Consider the following 16,344-nt stretch of genomic DNA (forward strand, 5'->3'; position numbering starts at 1 on the left):
GACAGGATGAGAGTGGCGGGCTCGCCGGGCCCGCCACTCGCTGCCTCAGATGAGGTGGCGCGCTGCCACCGCCAGTGCCTCCCACACGAGGTTGGAGATCACGCTCGCGGCGACGCCGGCCAGGATCTCGCGGATCCAGGGACGACGCGCAGGCTTGTACTCGACAGGTTCCATAAGGGCCACTCCGGGGTGTGAGTTCCGAGTGGTAGGACCGCCCTACCGGGCATCCGCCCCATCCGTAACTCACGCCCAGTGGACTGGGCCGTGGACTCCGCCTCGTACCCTCCGGGAAGGTGCGCAGCACTAGGAGCCTATCCCACGGGGCGCTCTCTCATCGGGCCAACGGCAGTGCAGCCGAGTGGAGTTAGAGCTTGAGATCGGTCCAGGTGGTCCTTCCCACAAGCAGTGAGGTTGGACACCATCTCCGCAGGCCGTCGTCTGTCCGCCCACCTTGGGAGCAAGACAAACGGAGACCCAGGACCGGCCCTCCCCCTACCCCTGGGAGCAGGACTCTCGACCACGTACGTCGCTTGATGCTGGCCGCCGAGCTGTATCGCGCCTTGGCCACATTCTCCTTCACAGCGCAGTCGGGCCGTATCAACGAGCGCGACCTGCTGATCGCAGTACCCGCGGGCCACTACCTGGTCGAGATTCAGGAGCCATCTGGGGTGGCTGGAGAACAACGGATCCACCTGGAACTTCCACTGATCCGACCGCGCCCGGGCGATCAACAACCCGCTCCACTTCAATGACGCCAAGCCCAAGGGCCTCGAGAGCAGGCTCCTGGCGGCGGCGCGCAAGCTGGGCATCCCCGAGCGATTCGTGCCGCGCGTGGAACCGGCGAACTTCCTCTCGGCTCTGGATCTCGGCCATCTCGACGATGTCCAGAAGGACAAGGTCTACGGTCGCAACGACCACCCCACCGGCCTGAAGTGCATCTGGCAGGACTTCCTCGGGCTGGCGCCGGACCGCCCCGCCCGCTGCATCGCACCCGACTTCTCCCGGAACACCTTGCCGCGCCTGCTGAAGGCCATCGGCGTCCAGCAATCCACGGCCCACGTCAGGTTCGGCGACGCCTGGAAACTGCAGCCGCACCCTCTGGACCGTGGACACTCCAGGGAAGACCGTCTGTCCACGCACGACGGTCCCGGGCAGGAGGAGGGTCGGGTCCGTATCTATCTGGTCGGCCACATGGCCACCGAGACGGCGAAGAAGTTGACTGATCGCGCGGCCGGACGCGAGTACTAGGTTCTGCAAGGCATCACACCGCGGAATCGTCGAGGCCGTCCAGATTCGCGAGCACCAGGGCGGATCCGCAATCCTCTTCTGGCACTGTCACACGGATCTGTGCCTCGACCAGTATCCGGCTGCCTACGGGGGCAAGCTCACGCTCTCCAGCCGTAGAGGGCGAGGATTCCAGTCATGGCAGTCAGGCTAGAGCCGCATTGACGCTCGTCACCTGAACCCGCTGCATCGAAGAACCTGGGCTTGCGGGACCTCTACACGGTTTGGCTGGATGAGTTCGTGCCGTGCTTGATGGGTGCTGGATGACCACTGCTGGATCCGCGTTTCGGCAGGTGGGAGCTCTGTGTTGAGCGTTCCGGTGCAACGTTTAGGCGTAGTTCCACCACTTCGCCTGTGTCGAATGTGCAGGTGAATAGGGTCCGATTCTCGGAGATACGTGATGCAGCATCACCTACAGAGGCAAGGGCGTGGTTTGTACCGAGCTGGAGCGTTCGACGAGGCTTGCTGGAGAAGGAGTAGCTTTTCCAGTGGGAAGGCGTGCTGGGATGGTGCTCCTGCGTTGGGTCGTTGCCCTCCTCCCCACCGTTGCCCGCGGTAGCGTCCGAGCGAGTGATGATCGTGCCCAGGTCTTGGGGCAGGAAGGGCAACTCCGTCGTGGTGTGCGGTGACGGGGCGCTTTGGGGGCCGACACCTACCGGATCAGCTCCCGTCCTCGTCGTCCCCGTCCTGTGCCTGAGGGGCGGCGGGTCGGTGCGGGCTGTGTGAGGTGTCCCAGAAGTACGGAGGTGTCATGCCGCCCTCGCCCGTCTCCCCCCGGCTTTCGTTCCGTTCGTCCGCTCCGCTCTCCGCCGACCCCGGCGTGAATGTTCCTGCGCCCGCGGCAGCTGGGTCCTCGGCATCCGCCACGTCGGTGAACGGTGAGTCCTCGGCGGTTGGGTAGGGCGGTGACCAGGGCCCTGTGGTGCCCCCCGCTTGCGAAGGCCCATCCTCCGCCCCCTCGCCCTCGTCGGGCTCTGCGAGAACGGTCTGCCTGATCTCATCGGCGGCCTCGTACAGTCCGGCCATTTGCAGGCTCCGCACCACACGGTGCACGAACGTCGTGCACTCGTCCGTCTCCGGCTTCAGACCCAGTGCTGCCAGCAGTAGGAGCAGCCGGTCCGCAACCCCCACCTCGTCCTCCCGGCTGAACATCCCTCCTCCCTGGCCGCTTCTATCCCACAGCGGCCCCCCGGCGGCGGCTTCGCTCCGCGCATGGGCGGGCGGGACGAGCAGGTGGCGAAAGAGCTCGGGTACCTCATCGTCATTGGCCGCCGCTGCGATCTGGGCGAGCGGGCCGATCATGTCGACCGCCTTCTCGATTTCGTTCTCGTGACGGGCCAGCCACCACACCACCGCGCTGCCCGCGCTCTTGAGGACGTCGTCACCGAGGTAGCGGCGCTTGTTGCGCTCGTGCTGACGCTCGTGTTCCCAGATCTCTTCGTCCTTGCGAAGGTCGTTCAACTTCCGCAGGCGCTCGCGGTCGGCGAGGGCGAGGGCGAGCGTCACATCGGTCGCCATGGCCTGCACCCGCCCGCGACGGTCCGGGATCGGGACGCCCAGCTCGCCCTCCAAGAGATACCGCGCGAAGCTCGCCCGGCCAGGCTCCTCGTGGCGGACGACCTCCAGGGCTCGGTTGACGACCGAGGACACGGCGAGAGCTAGGTAGGCACCGTCCGACCGGTCGGAGTGGTGCGAGGTCGGCCGCCATCGCACGGTGGCGGAGAACAGGAAGTCGTAGCCGTCCGCCGCGCTCGGCAGCGCCGCGTCGTTCACGCGCGTCTCCTGATACGGCTGCTCGGTTGGCGCTGCGAGCGGTTCGGGTTCCCCGGGCTCGTACGGGTCGGCCGGCGCGCGGCCACCGCTGAAGACCGTCATCACGAGCAGCAGGGAGCCCGAGGTTGTGACCGCGGACATGAAGCCCCACAGCAACACGGACCAGTTCAGGAGGTTACCGAGAACGGCCGGTGCGAGGCCGCAGAGGGCGACGAACAGCAGCCTGGGAATGCGGTGTTTCATCGTGCCTCTTCCGTGGTCAGTGGTTCGGCGCCCGCGTGCTCCGTAATTTCCGTGCGGGCGTACTGGGCCTCGTCGATGCGCTGCCAGAAGCGGGTGGCGACGGCGGCTCGGGAAGGGTGGTGCGCCTGCCCTGCCCAGTCGCAGGCGATGGCGTAGAGGCGGTGGAGAGCGGTCATGCGGCCGTGTGTCGCCCCGACCATCACCTCCAGCGCCATCTCCCGCGTGCTGTCGCCCGCCACGGCGTTCAGCCAGCTACTCACCAGCGGGTTCCAGAGCTCCGTCGGCGGCTGGGAGAAGACCGTCTTGCAGCCCAGGAACAGGTCTGGCCAAGGTGGCGGCTCTGGAGCCCGGTCGCTTCTCAACAGCTCCGTGAGCATTCGGAGATGAGGCTCGGCTCTGTGCGGCTCCCGATGCGTCCACCCCCGCAAGCGGTCGATCAGCAGTCGGTAGAGCCGACGGTCGCGGCCGACGAGGTTGAGAAGTGCCTCCCGGGCCTCGCCCGCGGCCTCCCCTTTCCGTATGGCGAGATAGTGGAGCCGCACGATCGCCTGGTCCGGATGCGTCGTGCCGAGGTTCTGGACGCAGGCGCTGGTCAGGACGCGGGCGAACCCGTCCGACAAGGGGCCGGACCTCGCGCACTTGTACATTCGCTCGCGGAACCACCCCCCGAACCTCTCGTGGCTGAGACCGATTTCGAGGGCCGCCACGGCTCGCGGGTCGCGGGACGCCCCGGTCGCGCTGCCCGCCCAGCGGATCGCGAGGTTGAAGAGGTGGTCGGGACGCCCGACGGCCAGCGACTGCTCGCCAAAGCGAACGACGACGTTCACACGGTCGTCGATGGTCAGAGCACGCAGCCCGGCGGCATGACCGATCCAGCCCTTGAGGTCGTCGCGCACCCCGGGGAAATTCGCCCAGAAGTACGTCCGTACTGCGTCGGCGTAGGCCAGGCGCCCGAAGCGGAGCCGTCCGTCCAGGTTCCGCTCGACTCCGAGTGCAGTCAACCGCTCCCCGAAATCCGTCTGCGCGAGCTCGGTGGTTGCCTCTTCCTTGTGCCTCACCGTCCTCATCAGGCCGTGCCATGCCTCGTAGACGGCGTCGGCGCGGGCCTCCTCGAACACTGCCGTCGCAAGAAGCAGGGCCCGTTCGGGCGCGGTGCGGACCGTGGCCATCTGTCGGCCCACCTCACCGGCTCGGTCGGTCACCGCGTGCATCGCCTGGTCGAGCCATCCCGCGAAGTCGCCGCCGAACCGCCCGCTGTCGCGAGCGGCCCTCACCAGCCCCGCGAGCCGTGCCAGCTCCCACATGGGGGAGCGGTCGCACAGGCGCTGGAGGTCGGCGTTCTCCAGGTCCGCGGGGCGGAAGGCCATCCGGTCCATGCGGAGGTGTCCGGTGACGACGGCGATGCCCCGGGGGCGCCCCAGTGTCACCATGTGCGGTTCGAGGTCCGGCGCGTGGACGTGCTCCATGCCCGAAGCCAGGACGACGACCATGTGTGCCCCGGCCTCCTGGACCTGTGACCGGTACACAGCCAGCCGGCCCTGGGCTTTGGCGTATGCCTCCTCGTCGACGATCCCGGAGAGATCGAGGAGGAAGCGATCCCCCTCACCGGGAGCGAGAGGACTATCGTCCGTGCGCTCGTGCTTGTCCGAGGCGGGAAGCTCCTCGAACCGGACCCCTTCCTCGTCGACGCCCCTTTCCTCATTGAGCCTGTGCAGCAGCATGATCGCCGCAGCGCGCCGGCCGCTGCCGGGCGGCGCGTCGAGCAGCACCACCGATCCGGGCTTCTCCAGGCGGTCGGCGGCGACGCGGTAGCCCACGGGCGCAGCGAAACGGTCGGCCAGCCGCATCCGGTCCTTGTGGACGATCCGGAGGGATTCGACCCCTCTACGAATCATCCGGTCCGTCACGTCACGGCCGTAGAAGTTGTACTGCGGCCCCTCGCCGTTGTTGACCGGGCCGTGCGGATCATTGATGGTGACACGGTCCTGTTCGGTCATCGTTCGTCGTCCGAGCGTCGGCGCTCGCGTTCGAAACGCTGGTGCACCGTTCCGCTGTTGTCGCCCGCCGTGAACTGAACCCCGGTGTTGTCGCCCTCGAAGTGAGGCGCGTTGTATTGGCTGCCTTGACCGGTGTTCACCGGCCCCTGCGGCTCGTTGACGAAGGTGCCGGACAGGTCTCCGTTGAGGTTTCCGATGCTGCCGCGCATGTGCTGCTCGACGTCGCGCGTCCGCATCCTGGTGTGTCCGCTGTCCTCGGCCGACTTCTTGCGGGGCTTCGACTCTGCCCGCTCCTGTGCCGCACGGGCGTCGCGGTCCAACGCGCCCAGTTCGGGCAGCAGACGGGCGAGGTCGTCGCCGAGTGCCATTAGGTCTGGCCCGGAGTTGCGGTGGTCGAACCGCCTGTACTGGCAGTCCGCCAGCTCCCGCAGATCGTCCGGGAGGATGGCGCTGTCGATCCGCGTGGCCCTTCCTACGAGCACGGGGATCACCAGGATTCCGCGGTCTAGCGCGGTCCGGATCTCACGACGGGTCCAGTCCTGCTCTGCTTCGATGGCGGGGCGACCGTTGGCTCCCGGCACCTCTGCCCAGCGCGGGCCGATCACGGCGAGGAGTGCCTCGCACTCCTTCATCGCCCTGACCAGTTCCTTTGGGAAGCGCTGTCCGATCTCAATCGAGCTGCTGGCGAAGAAGATGGGATCCTCGCCGAACCGCCGGATTAGCTCCCGAGCGATCATGGCCGCGGCGGATTCCTCATCGCCTGTGCGGTAGTTGACGAAGACGTCAGTCATGTATGGGGCCCTTCATAGGAGGTGCCGGGTGTGGGTGGGTACGAGCGCGGGGGTTGGGCGCCGGTCCGCCCAGGCCGTGATGTCCCAACCGTTCGACGGCACGGCGCGACCACGGGATGGAGTTCGAAGGGAGGCGCGCTACTGGCGCGTCATGGTCGAGGGCAGCCCGAAAGAGCTTGGGTGCGGGTGCGATGCATCAGGTGGGAATCAGAAGATGCCGCCGGGATCGTCGGATTTGGACGGCCGGAGGGGCTGGGTAGTCCGGCGAGCCAAGGGCTCAAGCCGGTGTTGTTTGCGGAGCGGGAGTCAGCCGTGCGCGGGGGCGAGTACCTGTGCCAGCGCCGGCTGGAGATCGCGTACGGCCCGGCTGCTGCGGAACCGGGAGAGTTCCCGCGCAAGACGTCGGATGTCGCTGTTTACCGTGGCCGAGGGCACGGCCGGCATCACGCCTAGAAGCTCTGCGGCGATCGTGCACGCGTGCTCGACCTCTCCGGACGCGGCGTGGGCCAAAGACCTACGGAAGCCATAGCGGGCGCGGGTGCGCAGCGCGTTCGGGGGGAGGCGGCGGCATTCCCGGTCGAGGACCTCGGCGGCGGCCTTCGGACGGCCGAGGTCATACAGGCACCAGCCGGTCGTCATCGCTGCCGGATCGCTCACGTGGGTGGTGCCGATCAGGGGCTGGGTGCCGCTGCGGGCGTCGTCGCTGTCGAGGAGCTTCCGCGCCCTGTCGAGGCCGCGGAGGCAGTCGTGTTCGTCGCCGACGAGTGCGTGTCCCTGCGCCTCCCGCTGGGCCGCGAGTCCCCGAATGCGCGGTGGGAGTTCGTCGCCCTGGGCCTGGCGGGCCAGGGCGACGGTGCCCCCAGCGTCCCCGTCATAGAGCGTGACTAGGGCGCGTCGCACGAGCGCGTAGGAACCGAGGTACGGATCACCCCCGGCGCGTGCCAGTTCGGCGGCCTCACTGGTCCAGCCGAGCGCCGCACCGCTGTCCCCGGCCTCCTGAGCCATCCAGCCGGTGAACTCCGCGAACCGCGAGGCGAGCAGGAGCGTGGGGCCCCGAGTGGCGGACGGGGTGTCGGTGACCAGCCCGGCGACCGTGCGCGTCTGCGTCTCCAGCAGGGGAAGCAAGGCTTTCGGCGCGGTGGACTGGCCGAGCTTTCGTAGCTGGTCGAACTGGGCGAGGAAGGAGGGGAGGAGGGGGCTGGTGGCAGGGGGCGCCTGACTGCCGAGTTGCAGGCCGAGGTCGATCAACGCGCTTGAACCCGCCGCGAGAACCGCCCGGCGCCCGACGAGCCAGGGGCTCAGGGTGGGGGTCTCGTCGGTATCCGCGTCTGTCTCAGGACGGACGGCCAGACGCTCCAACTCGCCGTTTACTCCGAGGAAGGCATCGCACCGCCTGGCCAACTGGGGTGAGGCGGAACGCTCCCCGCGCTCGACCTTGCTGAGATGCCCCTTGTCGTAGTTGAGTGCTGCGGAGAACTCGGTCAGAGTGAGCCCCGCTTCCTGTCGTAAACGGCGGAGCTCCGGGCCGAAACGTAAGTTCGTACTCACCATCAACCAACCTCCCCTTGACTAGCGACCGTGAGAGCTGTGCAGCCTCACGGGGAACCTTTGTTCGGTATTCGGCCGATGTGAAGACCGGTGGCGAACACCCATCGTGACGGATTCGTTTCACTTTGCATCCGAGAGCGAGTTTGGCACGAGGTGCGTTTCGAGGATCGAGATTCGGCGGGGTTGCCCGTTGCCTCTTCGGTTCTCTTCTCTACGAAACGCCGTCGGCCTTCCTGGGCGAGGCGCTGAGTGAACCCGGTCTCGGCCTTGTTGGTCTCCGGCCGAGCGTGCGCTGGCTGCGAAGTCCTCCGTAGGTTCAGGCGCGTACGGTGCTGTCGGCTATCGGCAGGGGTGCGAGGGGCTTCACCGGCATGGCCCGTGCAACTGGCGGGATCGGGGTTACGCCTCTGCCATGAGCGTTGAAGCCCCTCAGGGGCAAGCGGATCGTTGCTGTGGAACTGCCCGTATCGCTAAGCCCGTCGAGAGATCGCCGCTACCGGGACGTATTCCTGCCTGCGGTTCTGGCTGTATCTACTCGCTTCACCAGGGAGGAGACCGAGCGGGGGCGGTGTGATCTGATTCTGACAGCGGTAGATCTGGACCAGTTGGCGCGGCCGGGCCGTCGAGCCCCTTGGTTCGTGAGCTGCGCTTCGAGCGCCTCTGCGATGCACGGGGTGTCACACTCCCGCTGGCGGAGCGTTGGTTGCTGTCGCGGTCCTCGATCGGCAAGTGTCCGCGACGGCACGATCACCAGCGCCAACGCGTCCTCAACGCTCGGTGACTTGTGTGGCGCATGTGTTACATCGATGTGCGGCCCCTTGTGGGATTCCTATGGACAGGCCAATCTTTCGCTCAGCAGGCAAGGCATGTACATGGCAGATTCAGCTGCCGCTATTTGTCATGCACCTGATGAAGATCGCATGCGTCACCCATCGAGGAGGATCCCCCGACATGACAGTGCTGCGAATCCCGCGTCGAAGACTTACTGCGGCCAGTGCCATTGCTGTTGCTGCCCTCGCGCTCGGCGCGGCTTCCGCGCTCCCGGCCGCTGCGGCCGATCGGGCGCCGGAAGGGACCATTCAGAACGCGGGCGCCCCGGGCGTCATCAAGGACAGCTACATCGTCACCCTGCGCGACTCGGCCGCTGACGCTGCCTCTCCTCAGGGGCGTGCCCTTGCGGCCGAGTACGGAGCCAAGATCCGGCACACGTACCACGAGGCGTTGAACGGGTACGCCGTCCAGCTCTCGGAGGCGCAGGCCAAGAAGTTCGCCGCGGATCCGGCCGTCGCCGCCGTCGTCCAGAACCGCACCTTCACCGTGGCCGCCACCCAGCCCAATCCACCGTCCTGGGGTCTGGATCGGATTGACCAGCGGGCCCTGCCCCTCAACGGCAGCTACACCTATCCGGACACCGCGGGTGAGGGCGTGACCGCGTACGTCATCGACACCGGGGTGCGTGTCAGTCACGGCGACTTCGGCGGCCGGGCCTCGGACGGGTACGACGCGGTCGACAATGACAACGTCGCGCAGGACGGCAACGGCCATGGCACCCATGTCGCCGGGACCATCGCCGGTGCCGCCCATGGCGTCGCCAAGAAGGCCAAGGTCGTCGGGGTGCGGGTGCTCAACAACGCCGGTTCCGGGACGACCGCCGGTGTCGTCGCCGGCATCGACTGGGTGACGCGCAATGCGGTCAAGCCCGCCGTCGCCAACCTCAGTCTCGGCGGTGGCGTCGATGCCACCCTCGACGCAGCCGTGCGCAACTCGATCGCCTCCGGAGTCACGTACGCGATCGCCGCTGGCAACTCCAACGCCGACGCCGTCAACTTCTCGCCCGCGCGGGTGACCGAGGCGATCACCGTCGGTTCCACCACCAACACCGACGCCCGTTCCAGCTTCTCGAACTACGGCAGTGTGCTGGACATCTTCGCCCCCGGCTCGTCCATCACCTCGGCCTGGCACACCAGTGACGCGGCGACCAACACGATCTCCGGTACGTCCATGGCGGCCCCGCACGTGGCGGGCGCGGCAGCGCTGTACCTCGCGACCAACACGGCCGCGACTCCCGCGCAGGTCTCCACCGCACTGACCACGGCGGCCACCCCCGGCGTCGTCACCAACCCGGGCCCCGGTTCGCCGAACCGCCTGCTCTACGTCGGCACCGGGAACACCAACCCTCCGGGCAAGCGCTTCGAGAATGCCGCCGACTACACCATCAACGACCACGCCACCGCGGAGTCCCCGGTCACGGTGAGCGGAGTCGCCGGAAACGCCCCGGCCGCACTGAGCGTGCCCGTCGACATCAAGCACACCTACGTCGGCGATCTGCAGATCGACCTGGTCGCACCCGACGGGAGCGTCTACAACCTCAAGGCGTACGGAGCGGGCGGTAGCGCGGACAACATCAACACCACGTACTCGGTGAACGCGTCGTCCGAGGTCGCGAACGGGACCTGGAAGCTGAGGGTCACCGACAACGCCTCGCAGGACGTCGGCAAGATCGACCTGTGGGCACTCCAGTTCTGATGCGCATCGAGCCTCGATCCGTCGGGACGTCAGACTCCTTCAACTGACGCGACACCGGCGCTCGATGGAGGGGCGGTCGCCATGGCGACCGCCCCCTTTCGGTGTGGACCCGGCGCACTGCGGGCGGTTGGTCGGTCTATACGATTTCGACCTACCCCGGCCCCACTCCACTTCCGACGAGGAGCGCCGCATCCGTGGATCCATCGCAGCAGGGCGGACAGCAGCCGTACCAGCCGCATCCCATGCCACAACCCCATCCTGCGTATCTCCCGAACCAGCCCTATCAGTCGTACCCCGTACCGCCGTTCGCGCCCACCCCAGCGGTGAACGGCCTCTCCATCGCGTCCCTGGTGTGCGGTCTCGTCTGCTGTCTGCCGCCGCTCGGTCTGGTCTTCGGGCTGATCTCGCTGCGGCAGATCCGGCGCAGGGGTGAGCGTGGCAAGGGCATGGCGATAGCGGGCACCATCCTCTCCTCGGTCAGTACCCTCCTGACGCTCGCCCTGCTGGCGACCGGGGTCCTGGGCAGTGCGTGGGAGGGGATGAAGGAGGGCATGGACGAGGCGTCCCGTTCCCGCAGCACTCTCGACCTCCGCAGCGGTGACTGCTTCAACCTGCCGGGCGAGGGGAAGACCGACGACTCGGCGAAGGAGACCGCGGCCGTCGAGACGGTGGAGTGCGCCGGCGAGCACCAGGCGGAGATCGCGGGAGATTACAAGATCACCGGATACCGTGAATTCCCGGGTGAACGAAGGCTGGAGGCGCTCGCCGAAGAGGGCTGCCAGAAGATCAACGACGCCTATGCGATGGACCCGTGGGTGGTGCCCAACACCATGGACTTCTACTACTACCTGCCGACCCGGCAGAGCTGGCGGTTGGACGACCGAAGCATCACCTGTGGATTCGCCACCACCAAGGGCGAGATGACGACGGGTTCCGTACGGCGTGACGCCACGGTCCTCGACCCCCACCAGGTCGCGTACCTCCGGGCCGAAGGCTTGGTCCTCCAGGCTCACTATGTGATTCCGGAAGCCGACTACGCCGAGGACATCGCGGGTCACCAGCAGTGGGCGACGAGGGTGGCAGCAGCTCTCGGTCAGCAGGCACGGGCCCTTCGTCAGCACACCTGGCCGCAGAGTGCGTCGGGCGCCGCGGCGGATCGTGCCGCGGAGTTCGAACGGGCCGGCGCCCATTGGCAGAAGGCCGCGGTGACCAGGGACGAGGATCGCTTCTGGGGTCACAGCAGGGCGGGGGAGACCGCCCTCGCCAGAAAGACGGAGATCGCCCTTCGCGGCGCCATCGGGCTGGAGACCGTACCGCCGATCGAGGCGGAGGCCGAGCAGGAGAGCGCCGTCTGAGCACAGGGCCACCCGATGTCGTACGGCGATGACTCATGGGTATGGGAGCCGCTGGCCGTATCGGCGTGAGCACCGACCGGTAATGCACAGGTCCGGGATGCGTCGGCCAGGGTTGCGGCCTTGCGCTGATGCGAAGGAGACCGGCGCCAGGGCCACCGACAGCCCGTGCGACGCCGGTCTCGCTCCGATCGCTCCCCCGGACACCGTCCGGCCCGGGGGAGCAGTGCCTCGTCAGCGGCGCTTGAGTCCGCGGTCGATGCTGGTCATCAGCTCACCGTCCGAGGTGTCTCCGTCCAGGGACCAGATCATGGCCCCACCGAGGTCCTCGTCGCGTATGTACTCCGTCTTGGCGCGCAGCACCTGGGGGTCGTCGTACGTCCACAGGGTGTTGCCGTCGAAGATCCAGGCGTGCCCGTTCTTCTTGTCGCGGTGGACCTTGTACGTACCCGAGTCGACCAGCTTCTTCAGGGCCTTGTAGTCCTCGTAGCCGGCCTGCCAGGTGGCGGGCGCGGGGCGCGCGGCGGGCTGGTTCAGCCCGTCGCCCCCACCGGTCACTCCGGTCCAGCCCTGGCCGTAGAACGGAAGGCCCACCACCAGCTTGCGGGCGGGAGCGCCACGCTTGAGCCAGTCGTTCACGGTCTGGTCGACGCTGAAGTCGTTCTTCGCCTTGAGGGCCGACTGCTGGTTGGTCGTCGCCTCGCCGGAGACGTGGAAGTCGTAGCCCTGGAGGTTGACCCAGTCCAGATCACGCATGATCTTGCGGACCTCGAAGCCCGCGTCGATCTTGGCGGGGGCGGTCGGGACGAAGGCGGTGAGGTCGTAGTGCTTGGCCTTCTTGCCCGTCCGGACGGCCTCGCTCTTGGCGTAGGCGTCGAGCTGGGTGCGGAACTCCTTCACCAGGGCGGTGAAGTTCTTCTTGTCCTCGGGGCGGTAAGGGGTGTCGTCCTCGCCGGAGGATCCGGGCCACTCCCAGTCGACGTCGATGCCGTCGAAGACCCCGGCCGCTGCGCCGACTCCGCCTCGGGTGCCGTCCACGGGCAGATTGCCCTTGATGTAGAGGTCGATGCAGGAGGAGACGAGGGCCTTGCGGGACTCAGGGGTCAGGGCCGCGTTGGAGAAGTGGGTGGACCAGCTCCAGCCGCCCAGGGAGATCAGCGCCTTCAGCCCGGGGTACTTGGCCTTCAGCTCGACGAGCTGATTGAAGTTTCCTGCGAGGGGCTGGTTCCAGTCGTCCGCGACGCCGTCGACCGAGTTGGCGGCGTCCAGCGGGCGTACGTAGTCGGCCCAGGGGTCGCCCTCGCCGAGCGTGCTCGGCATGTAGCACTTGCCTTCGGGGCTGACATTGCCGAAGGCGTAGTTGATGTGGGTGAGTTTGGCCGCCTGGCCGGTCTTGTCCATGTCCTTGACCTGGTAGTTACGGCCGTAGACACCCCACTGAGTGAAGTAGCCGACGCGCTTGTAGGAGCGTCGGTCTTCATCGTCATCGTCATCGTGGGAGGCGCCGGCAGCGGCTCGCGGGGTGACGGTCGCACCCGCCGGGTCGGCGGTCGCCGCGGGAGCGACCGTCGCCATCAGCGAGAGCGCGCAGGCTGCAACTGCGGTACGAACAAGGGTTCTTCGACGCATGTGACTCATTCCTGTGTGTGTCTCGGCGTGGTCGTGCGCCGACACATCTCCGTGAACGGGCGTCGTGCAGCTCAGGACGGTATTGGTCTGTACCAATAAGGTCAATGCTTAGGAAATGAACGATCATTTGGGTTGAGGAAATGTGTCTCTTGAGGCAGGTGGGAATCGGTCGTAGGGGGCCAAGTCATCACTTCGAGTGAAACTCTGGCCCATAGTTGCGGTCAACAATCCGCCGTTGTCAGTCTGTTGCTGTCTGTCAATGCGAGGGGAGTGGCCAGTGACATTCGGTGAGCAGCCCGCGTATTTGCGCGTTGCCGGCGATCTCCGCCAAAAGATCGTCGATGGTTCCCTGCCTCCTCATACGCGTCTCCCGTCGCAAGCTCGAATTCGTGCGGAATACGGGGTTTCGGACACCGTCGCCCTGGAGGCACGCAAAGTGCTGATGGCGGAGGGTCTCGTGGAGGGCCGTTCCGGATCGGGGACCTATGTACGGGAGCGTCCGATTCCCCGTCGTCTTTCCCGCACCGGCTACCGCTCGCCGCAGGGGGGCAACCCCTTTCGTCAGGAGCAGGCGGCTCAGGGTGCTCGGGGCACCTGGGAGTCCAGCAGCGAGCAGGAGTCGGCGAGCACGGAGATCGCCGCCCGGCTCGGTGTCGATGTGGGCGCCCGGCTGATGCGCACCCGCTATGTGTTTCGCGACGCCGGTGAGGCGATGATGCTCTCCACCTCGTGGGAGCCGTTGGCCGTCACCGGGCGCACCCCCGTGATGCTGCCGGAAGAAGGGCCGTTGGGCGGGTGCGGAGTGGTCGAACGGATGGCTGCCATCGATGTCGTCGTGGACAACGTCTCGGAAGAGGTCGGTGCCCGGCCGGGGTTGGCGGAGGAACTCATGACGCTCGGCGGGGTGCCGGGCCATGTGGTGATGGTCGTGGCACGCACCTACTACGCGTCTGATCGGCCGGTCGAGACGGCGGATGTCGTCGTCCTCGCTGACCGTTTCCGGGTGGCCTATCGCCTTCCGGTGAAATGAGTCCGAGCGGAGGCATGGCCGTCAGCGAGAACCGTGGTGCTCATCGAAGACGATCTTCCTGATCATGCTGGAACGGAGTGGCGGGAGAGTGGGAGGGTGCTCCCTGGTGCTGGGATCGACTCCGGGGAGCGCGCTGCCCGCCGCGCGCCCTCTGTTTCCTGCCTCTTTGTGTAAACCCGTATCCGCTGAGTGAAGGTCAGGCGTAGGCTCGGGCATATGCGCATTGCGGTTTCCTGGCCACGGTTACGGGCGTGCGAATCAATCGAAGGAGGAGTGCGATGAGTGACACCAGCGCTGTGCTCCCCTGGCTCGTCATACGCGAGGACGACAACGGCAACCGCTATCGCGTCGGCCGGTACGCCACCGAGGACGAGGCTCAGCGGATGGTCACTTCGCTCGATAGCAAGGGACACAAACAGGTCTACTGGGTTGAGCGCATCGAGCGCACAACTCTCTGAAGCTCTCCGGATCCTCCTGGGGCACGGTCGGTCTCGTTCGGCGCATCGCGCTGAGGGCTTGAGCTGGCAGTTTTGAATGGGACGGCCATCTTGAATAGGGCATTCCGAGTCTCAGCGGTCGCGTCGATGGCTCGTACCCCTGTTTCCTGACCCCTGCTTCCTGACCCTCGGCGGTCTTTTTTCTGGAGCGGGGTTGTGCGCGCCCTTGGGTGGTGCCGGCGACATGCCACCGCCCCAGCGCGGCGCAGTAGGCTCCCGCATATGACTGATCGCGTGGTGGTAGCCGCAGCCGTGTACGACCGGGGGCGACTCCTTGCCGCACGTCGCAGCGCTCCCGCGGACATCGCCGGACGCTGGGAGTTGCCGGGCGGCAAGTTGGAGGCGGGGGAGAGCGCGGAGGGTGGACTCCTGCGCGAACTGCGCGAAGAACTCGGAGTGGAAGCCGAGATCCTGAACAGGATTCCTGGTGAGTGGCCGCTCAACTCGGGCTATGTGCTCCGAGTGTGGACGGCTCGACTGGTGTCGGGCGAACCGCAGCCACTGGAAGACCATGACGCTCTGCGCTGGTTGTCCCCCGATGAGACCGACACCGTGGACTGGCTCGACCAGGACCGCCCGGCCGTCGCGGAAGCGGCTCGTCAGCTACGACGGGCCAGTGGTGCGTTCCGCCCCGAATCAGGCGCGGACGAGCAGGGCACAGAGCGCGGCGAGAGCTCGGTCTGAGCGGCTAGCTCCCTCGCCCAGCCGGGCGATGGCTCGCCCATCACCCCCTAGACCTCCCGGACCGGACTTTGCGGCCCGCCGCGGAGAGTCATCGCCAGAACTGTGGTTGCTGGCGGCGAGCGCGGAAGCAGACGGATACGACGGCAGACGCCGGGTCGTCGACAGCAGCGGCACCCCTGCGATTGCGCTGGACGAGTACGCGGGGCTCACCATCGAAGGAGTGGGTCGCTTCGGTGTCCGGGCTGGGGGAGACGTCCTTCCGCTTCGGGTAGACCTCCGCAGGTGAGAGCGCCGTCCGCAGTCAGCGGCTGCATCGCGCTCACCGGGCGGTAGGCCGCGCCCCCTACTCCATGTGCATCAGCGATATGCCGTTTAAGTGACTTATGGCGATATCTCTAGCTGAATGCCGGGTATGTGCTGAGTGACCCCCTGAGAGGGGTACGTATCTGCTGCGATCCGGGAAGTGAGCGGCGTGATCGACATTGACGGCGCACGCGCCGAGTGGACCTTCCCCGCCGAGGCCAACGCCGTACGCACCGCGCGCCACGCCGTTCGCGACACCTTGAACGCCTGGGGACTGGATTCCGGTGCTCGCGATGTGACCGTACTGCTGGTCAGCGAGTTGGTCACCAACTCCCTTCGCTACGCCTCCGGGCCGATCGGGGTGCGCCTTGCCCACCGCGAACCGGCTGAGGGGCCGCCCTCCCTGCTGGTCGAAGTCTCCGACCCGCTGCCCGATCCCCCCACCGAGCGTGTCGCGGCCCACGATGACGAGGGCGGTCGAGGTCTCCAACTGGTCGCCGGTTCTGCCCGCCGCTGGGGTACCAGACGGGACACAGAAGGCAAGACGGTGTGGTTCGAGCTGGCTCTTGCCGGTTAAAAGTGTGAAGGGACAACGATCACAGCTCGTTCGGCGCAAAATGAACGAGACCGTGCTGTGATCGTGAACGCCGTGTCCGTCAGCGCCGTAGTGCTGAATACTGCGGTCAT

Annotated in this window: 13 protein-coding genes; 7 read left to right on the forward strand and 6 right to left on the reverse strand. The window is 67.0% G+C overall.

Features of this window, described 5'->3' with window-relative positions; translation table 11 throughout:
• Positions 1-45 precede the first annotated feature (45 nt).
• A complete protein-coding gene (locus tag OID54_RS24925) occupies positions 46-174 on the reverse strand; it encodes a DUF6408 family protein (protein ID WP_261712524.1) in 129 nt (42 codons plus the stop codon).
• A gap of 657 nt (positions 175-831) precedes the next feature.
• Here OID54_RS24925 and OID54_RS24930 point away from each other — a divergent pair.
• Positions 832-1,248, forward strand: a complete 417-nt coding sequence (locus OID54_RS24930; protein WP_329022939.1) for a hypothetical protein — start codon at positions 832-834, stop codon at positions 1,246-1,248.
• A 696-nt stretch (positions 1,249-1,944) separates the two neighbouring features.
• Here OID54_RS24930 and OID54_RS24935 read toward each other — a convergent pair.
• The 4 genes from OID54_RS24935 to OID54_RS24950 all read right to left on the reverse strand — a co-directional run bounded on the left by OID54_RS24935 (position 1,945) and on the right by OID54_RS24950 (position 7,639).
• Positions 1,945-3,300, reverse strand: coding sequence for a hypothetical protein (locus OID54_RS24935; RefSeq protein ID WP_329022940.1), 1,356 nt, complete (start codon positions 3,298-3,300; stop codon positions 1,945-1,947).
• Complete coding sequence (locus OID54_RS24940; protein WP_329022941.1) at positions 3,297-5,297, reverse strand: hypothetical protein; 2,001 nt, start codon at positions 5,295-5,297, stop codon at positions 3,297-3,299. The genes OID54_RS24935 and OID54_RS24940 overlap by 4 nt, the downstream gene beginning before the upstream one ends.
• A complete protein-coding gene (locus OID54_RS24945) occupies positions 5,294-6,088 on the reverse strand; it encodes a toll/interleukin-1 receptor domain-containing protein (RefSeq protein WP_329022942.1) in 795 nt (264 codons plus the stop codon). The genes OID54_RS24940 and OID54_RS24945 overlap by 4 nt, the downstream gene beginning before the upstream one ends.
• Before the next feature lie 306 nt (positions 6,089-6,394).
• Positions 6,395-7,639 (reverse strand): helix-turn-helix domain-containing protein, encoded by a 1,245-nt coding sequence (locus tag OID54_RS24950; protein WP_329022944.1) that lies wholly within the window; start codon positions 7,637-7,639, stop codon positions 6,395-6,397.
• A 948-nt stretch (positions 7,640-8,587) separates the two neighbouring features.
• Between OID54_RS24950 and OID54_RS24955 the strand changes: the two genes are divergently transcribed.
• Both OID54_RS24955 and OID54_RS24960 read left to right on the forward strand, forming a co-directional pair.
• Positions 8,588-10,162: a S8 family peptidase gene (locus OID54_RS24955; RefSeq protein WP_329022946.1), complete on the forward strand. Its 1,575-nt coding sequence runs from the start codon at positions 8,588-8,590 to the stop codon at positions 10,160-10,162.
• Positions 10,163-10,356: 194 nt separating this feature from the next.
• Positions 10,357-11,517, forward strand: a complete 1,161-nt coding sequence (locus tag OID54_RS24960; RefSeq protein ID WP_329022947.1) for a DUF4190 domain-containing protein — start codon at positions 10,357-10,359, stop codon at positions 11,515-11,517.
• Positions 11,518-11,748: 231 nt separating this feature from the next.
• On the opposite strand, the gene OID54_RS24965 is transcribed toward OID54_RS24960, so the two are convergent.
• A complete protein-coding gene (locus OID54_RS24965) occupies positions 11,749-13,143 on the reverse strand; it encodes a glycoside hydrolase family 18 protein (RefSeq protein WP_329022949.1) in 1,395 nt (464 codons plus the stop codon).
• Positions 13,144-13,420: 277 nt separating this feature from the next.
• Between OID54_RS24965 and OID54_RS24970 the strand changes: the two genes are divergently transcribed.
• From OID54_RS24970 to OID54_RS24985, 4 genes are all read left to right on the forward strand, one after another.
• Complete coding sequence (locus OID54_RS24970) at positions 13,421-14,173, forward strand: GntR family transcriptional regulator (protein ID WP_329022950.1); 753 nt, start codon at positions 13,421-13,423, stop codon at positions 14,171-14,173.
• Between the two features lie 278 nt (positions 14,174-14,451).
• Positions 14,452-14,631, forward strand: coding sequence for an SPOR domain-containing protein (locus OID54_RS24975; protein ID WP_329022951.1), 180 nt, complete (start codon positions 14,452-14,454; stop codon positions 14,629-14,631).
• A 261-nt stretch (positions 14,632-14,892) separates the two neighbouring features.
• Positions 14,893-15,354, forward strand: coding sequence for a (deoxy)nucleoside triphosphate pyrophosphohydrolase (locus OID54_RS24980; protein WP_329022952.1), 462 nt, complete (start codon positions 14,893-14,895; stop codon positions 15,352-15,354).
• A gap of 463 nt (positions 15,355-15,817) precedes the next feature.
• Positions 15,818-16,234 (forward strand): ATP-binding protein, encoded by a 417-nt coding sequence (locus OID54_RS24985; protein ID WP_329022954.1) that lies wholly within the window; start codon positions 15,818-15,820, stop codon positions 16,232-16,234.
• The last annotated feature ends 110 nt before the right edge of the window (positions 16,235-16,344 follow it).

Source organism: Streptomyces sp. NBC_00690 (assembly GCF_036226685.1).
Lineage (GTDB): Bacteria > Actinomycetota > Actinomycetes > Streptomycetales > Streptomycetaceae > Streptomyces.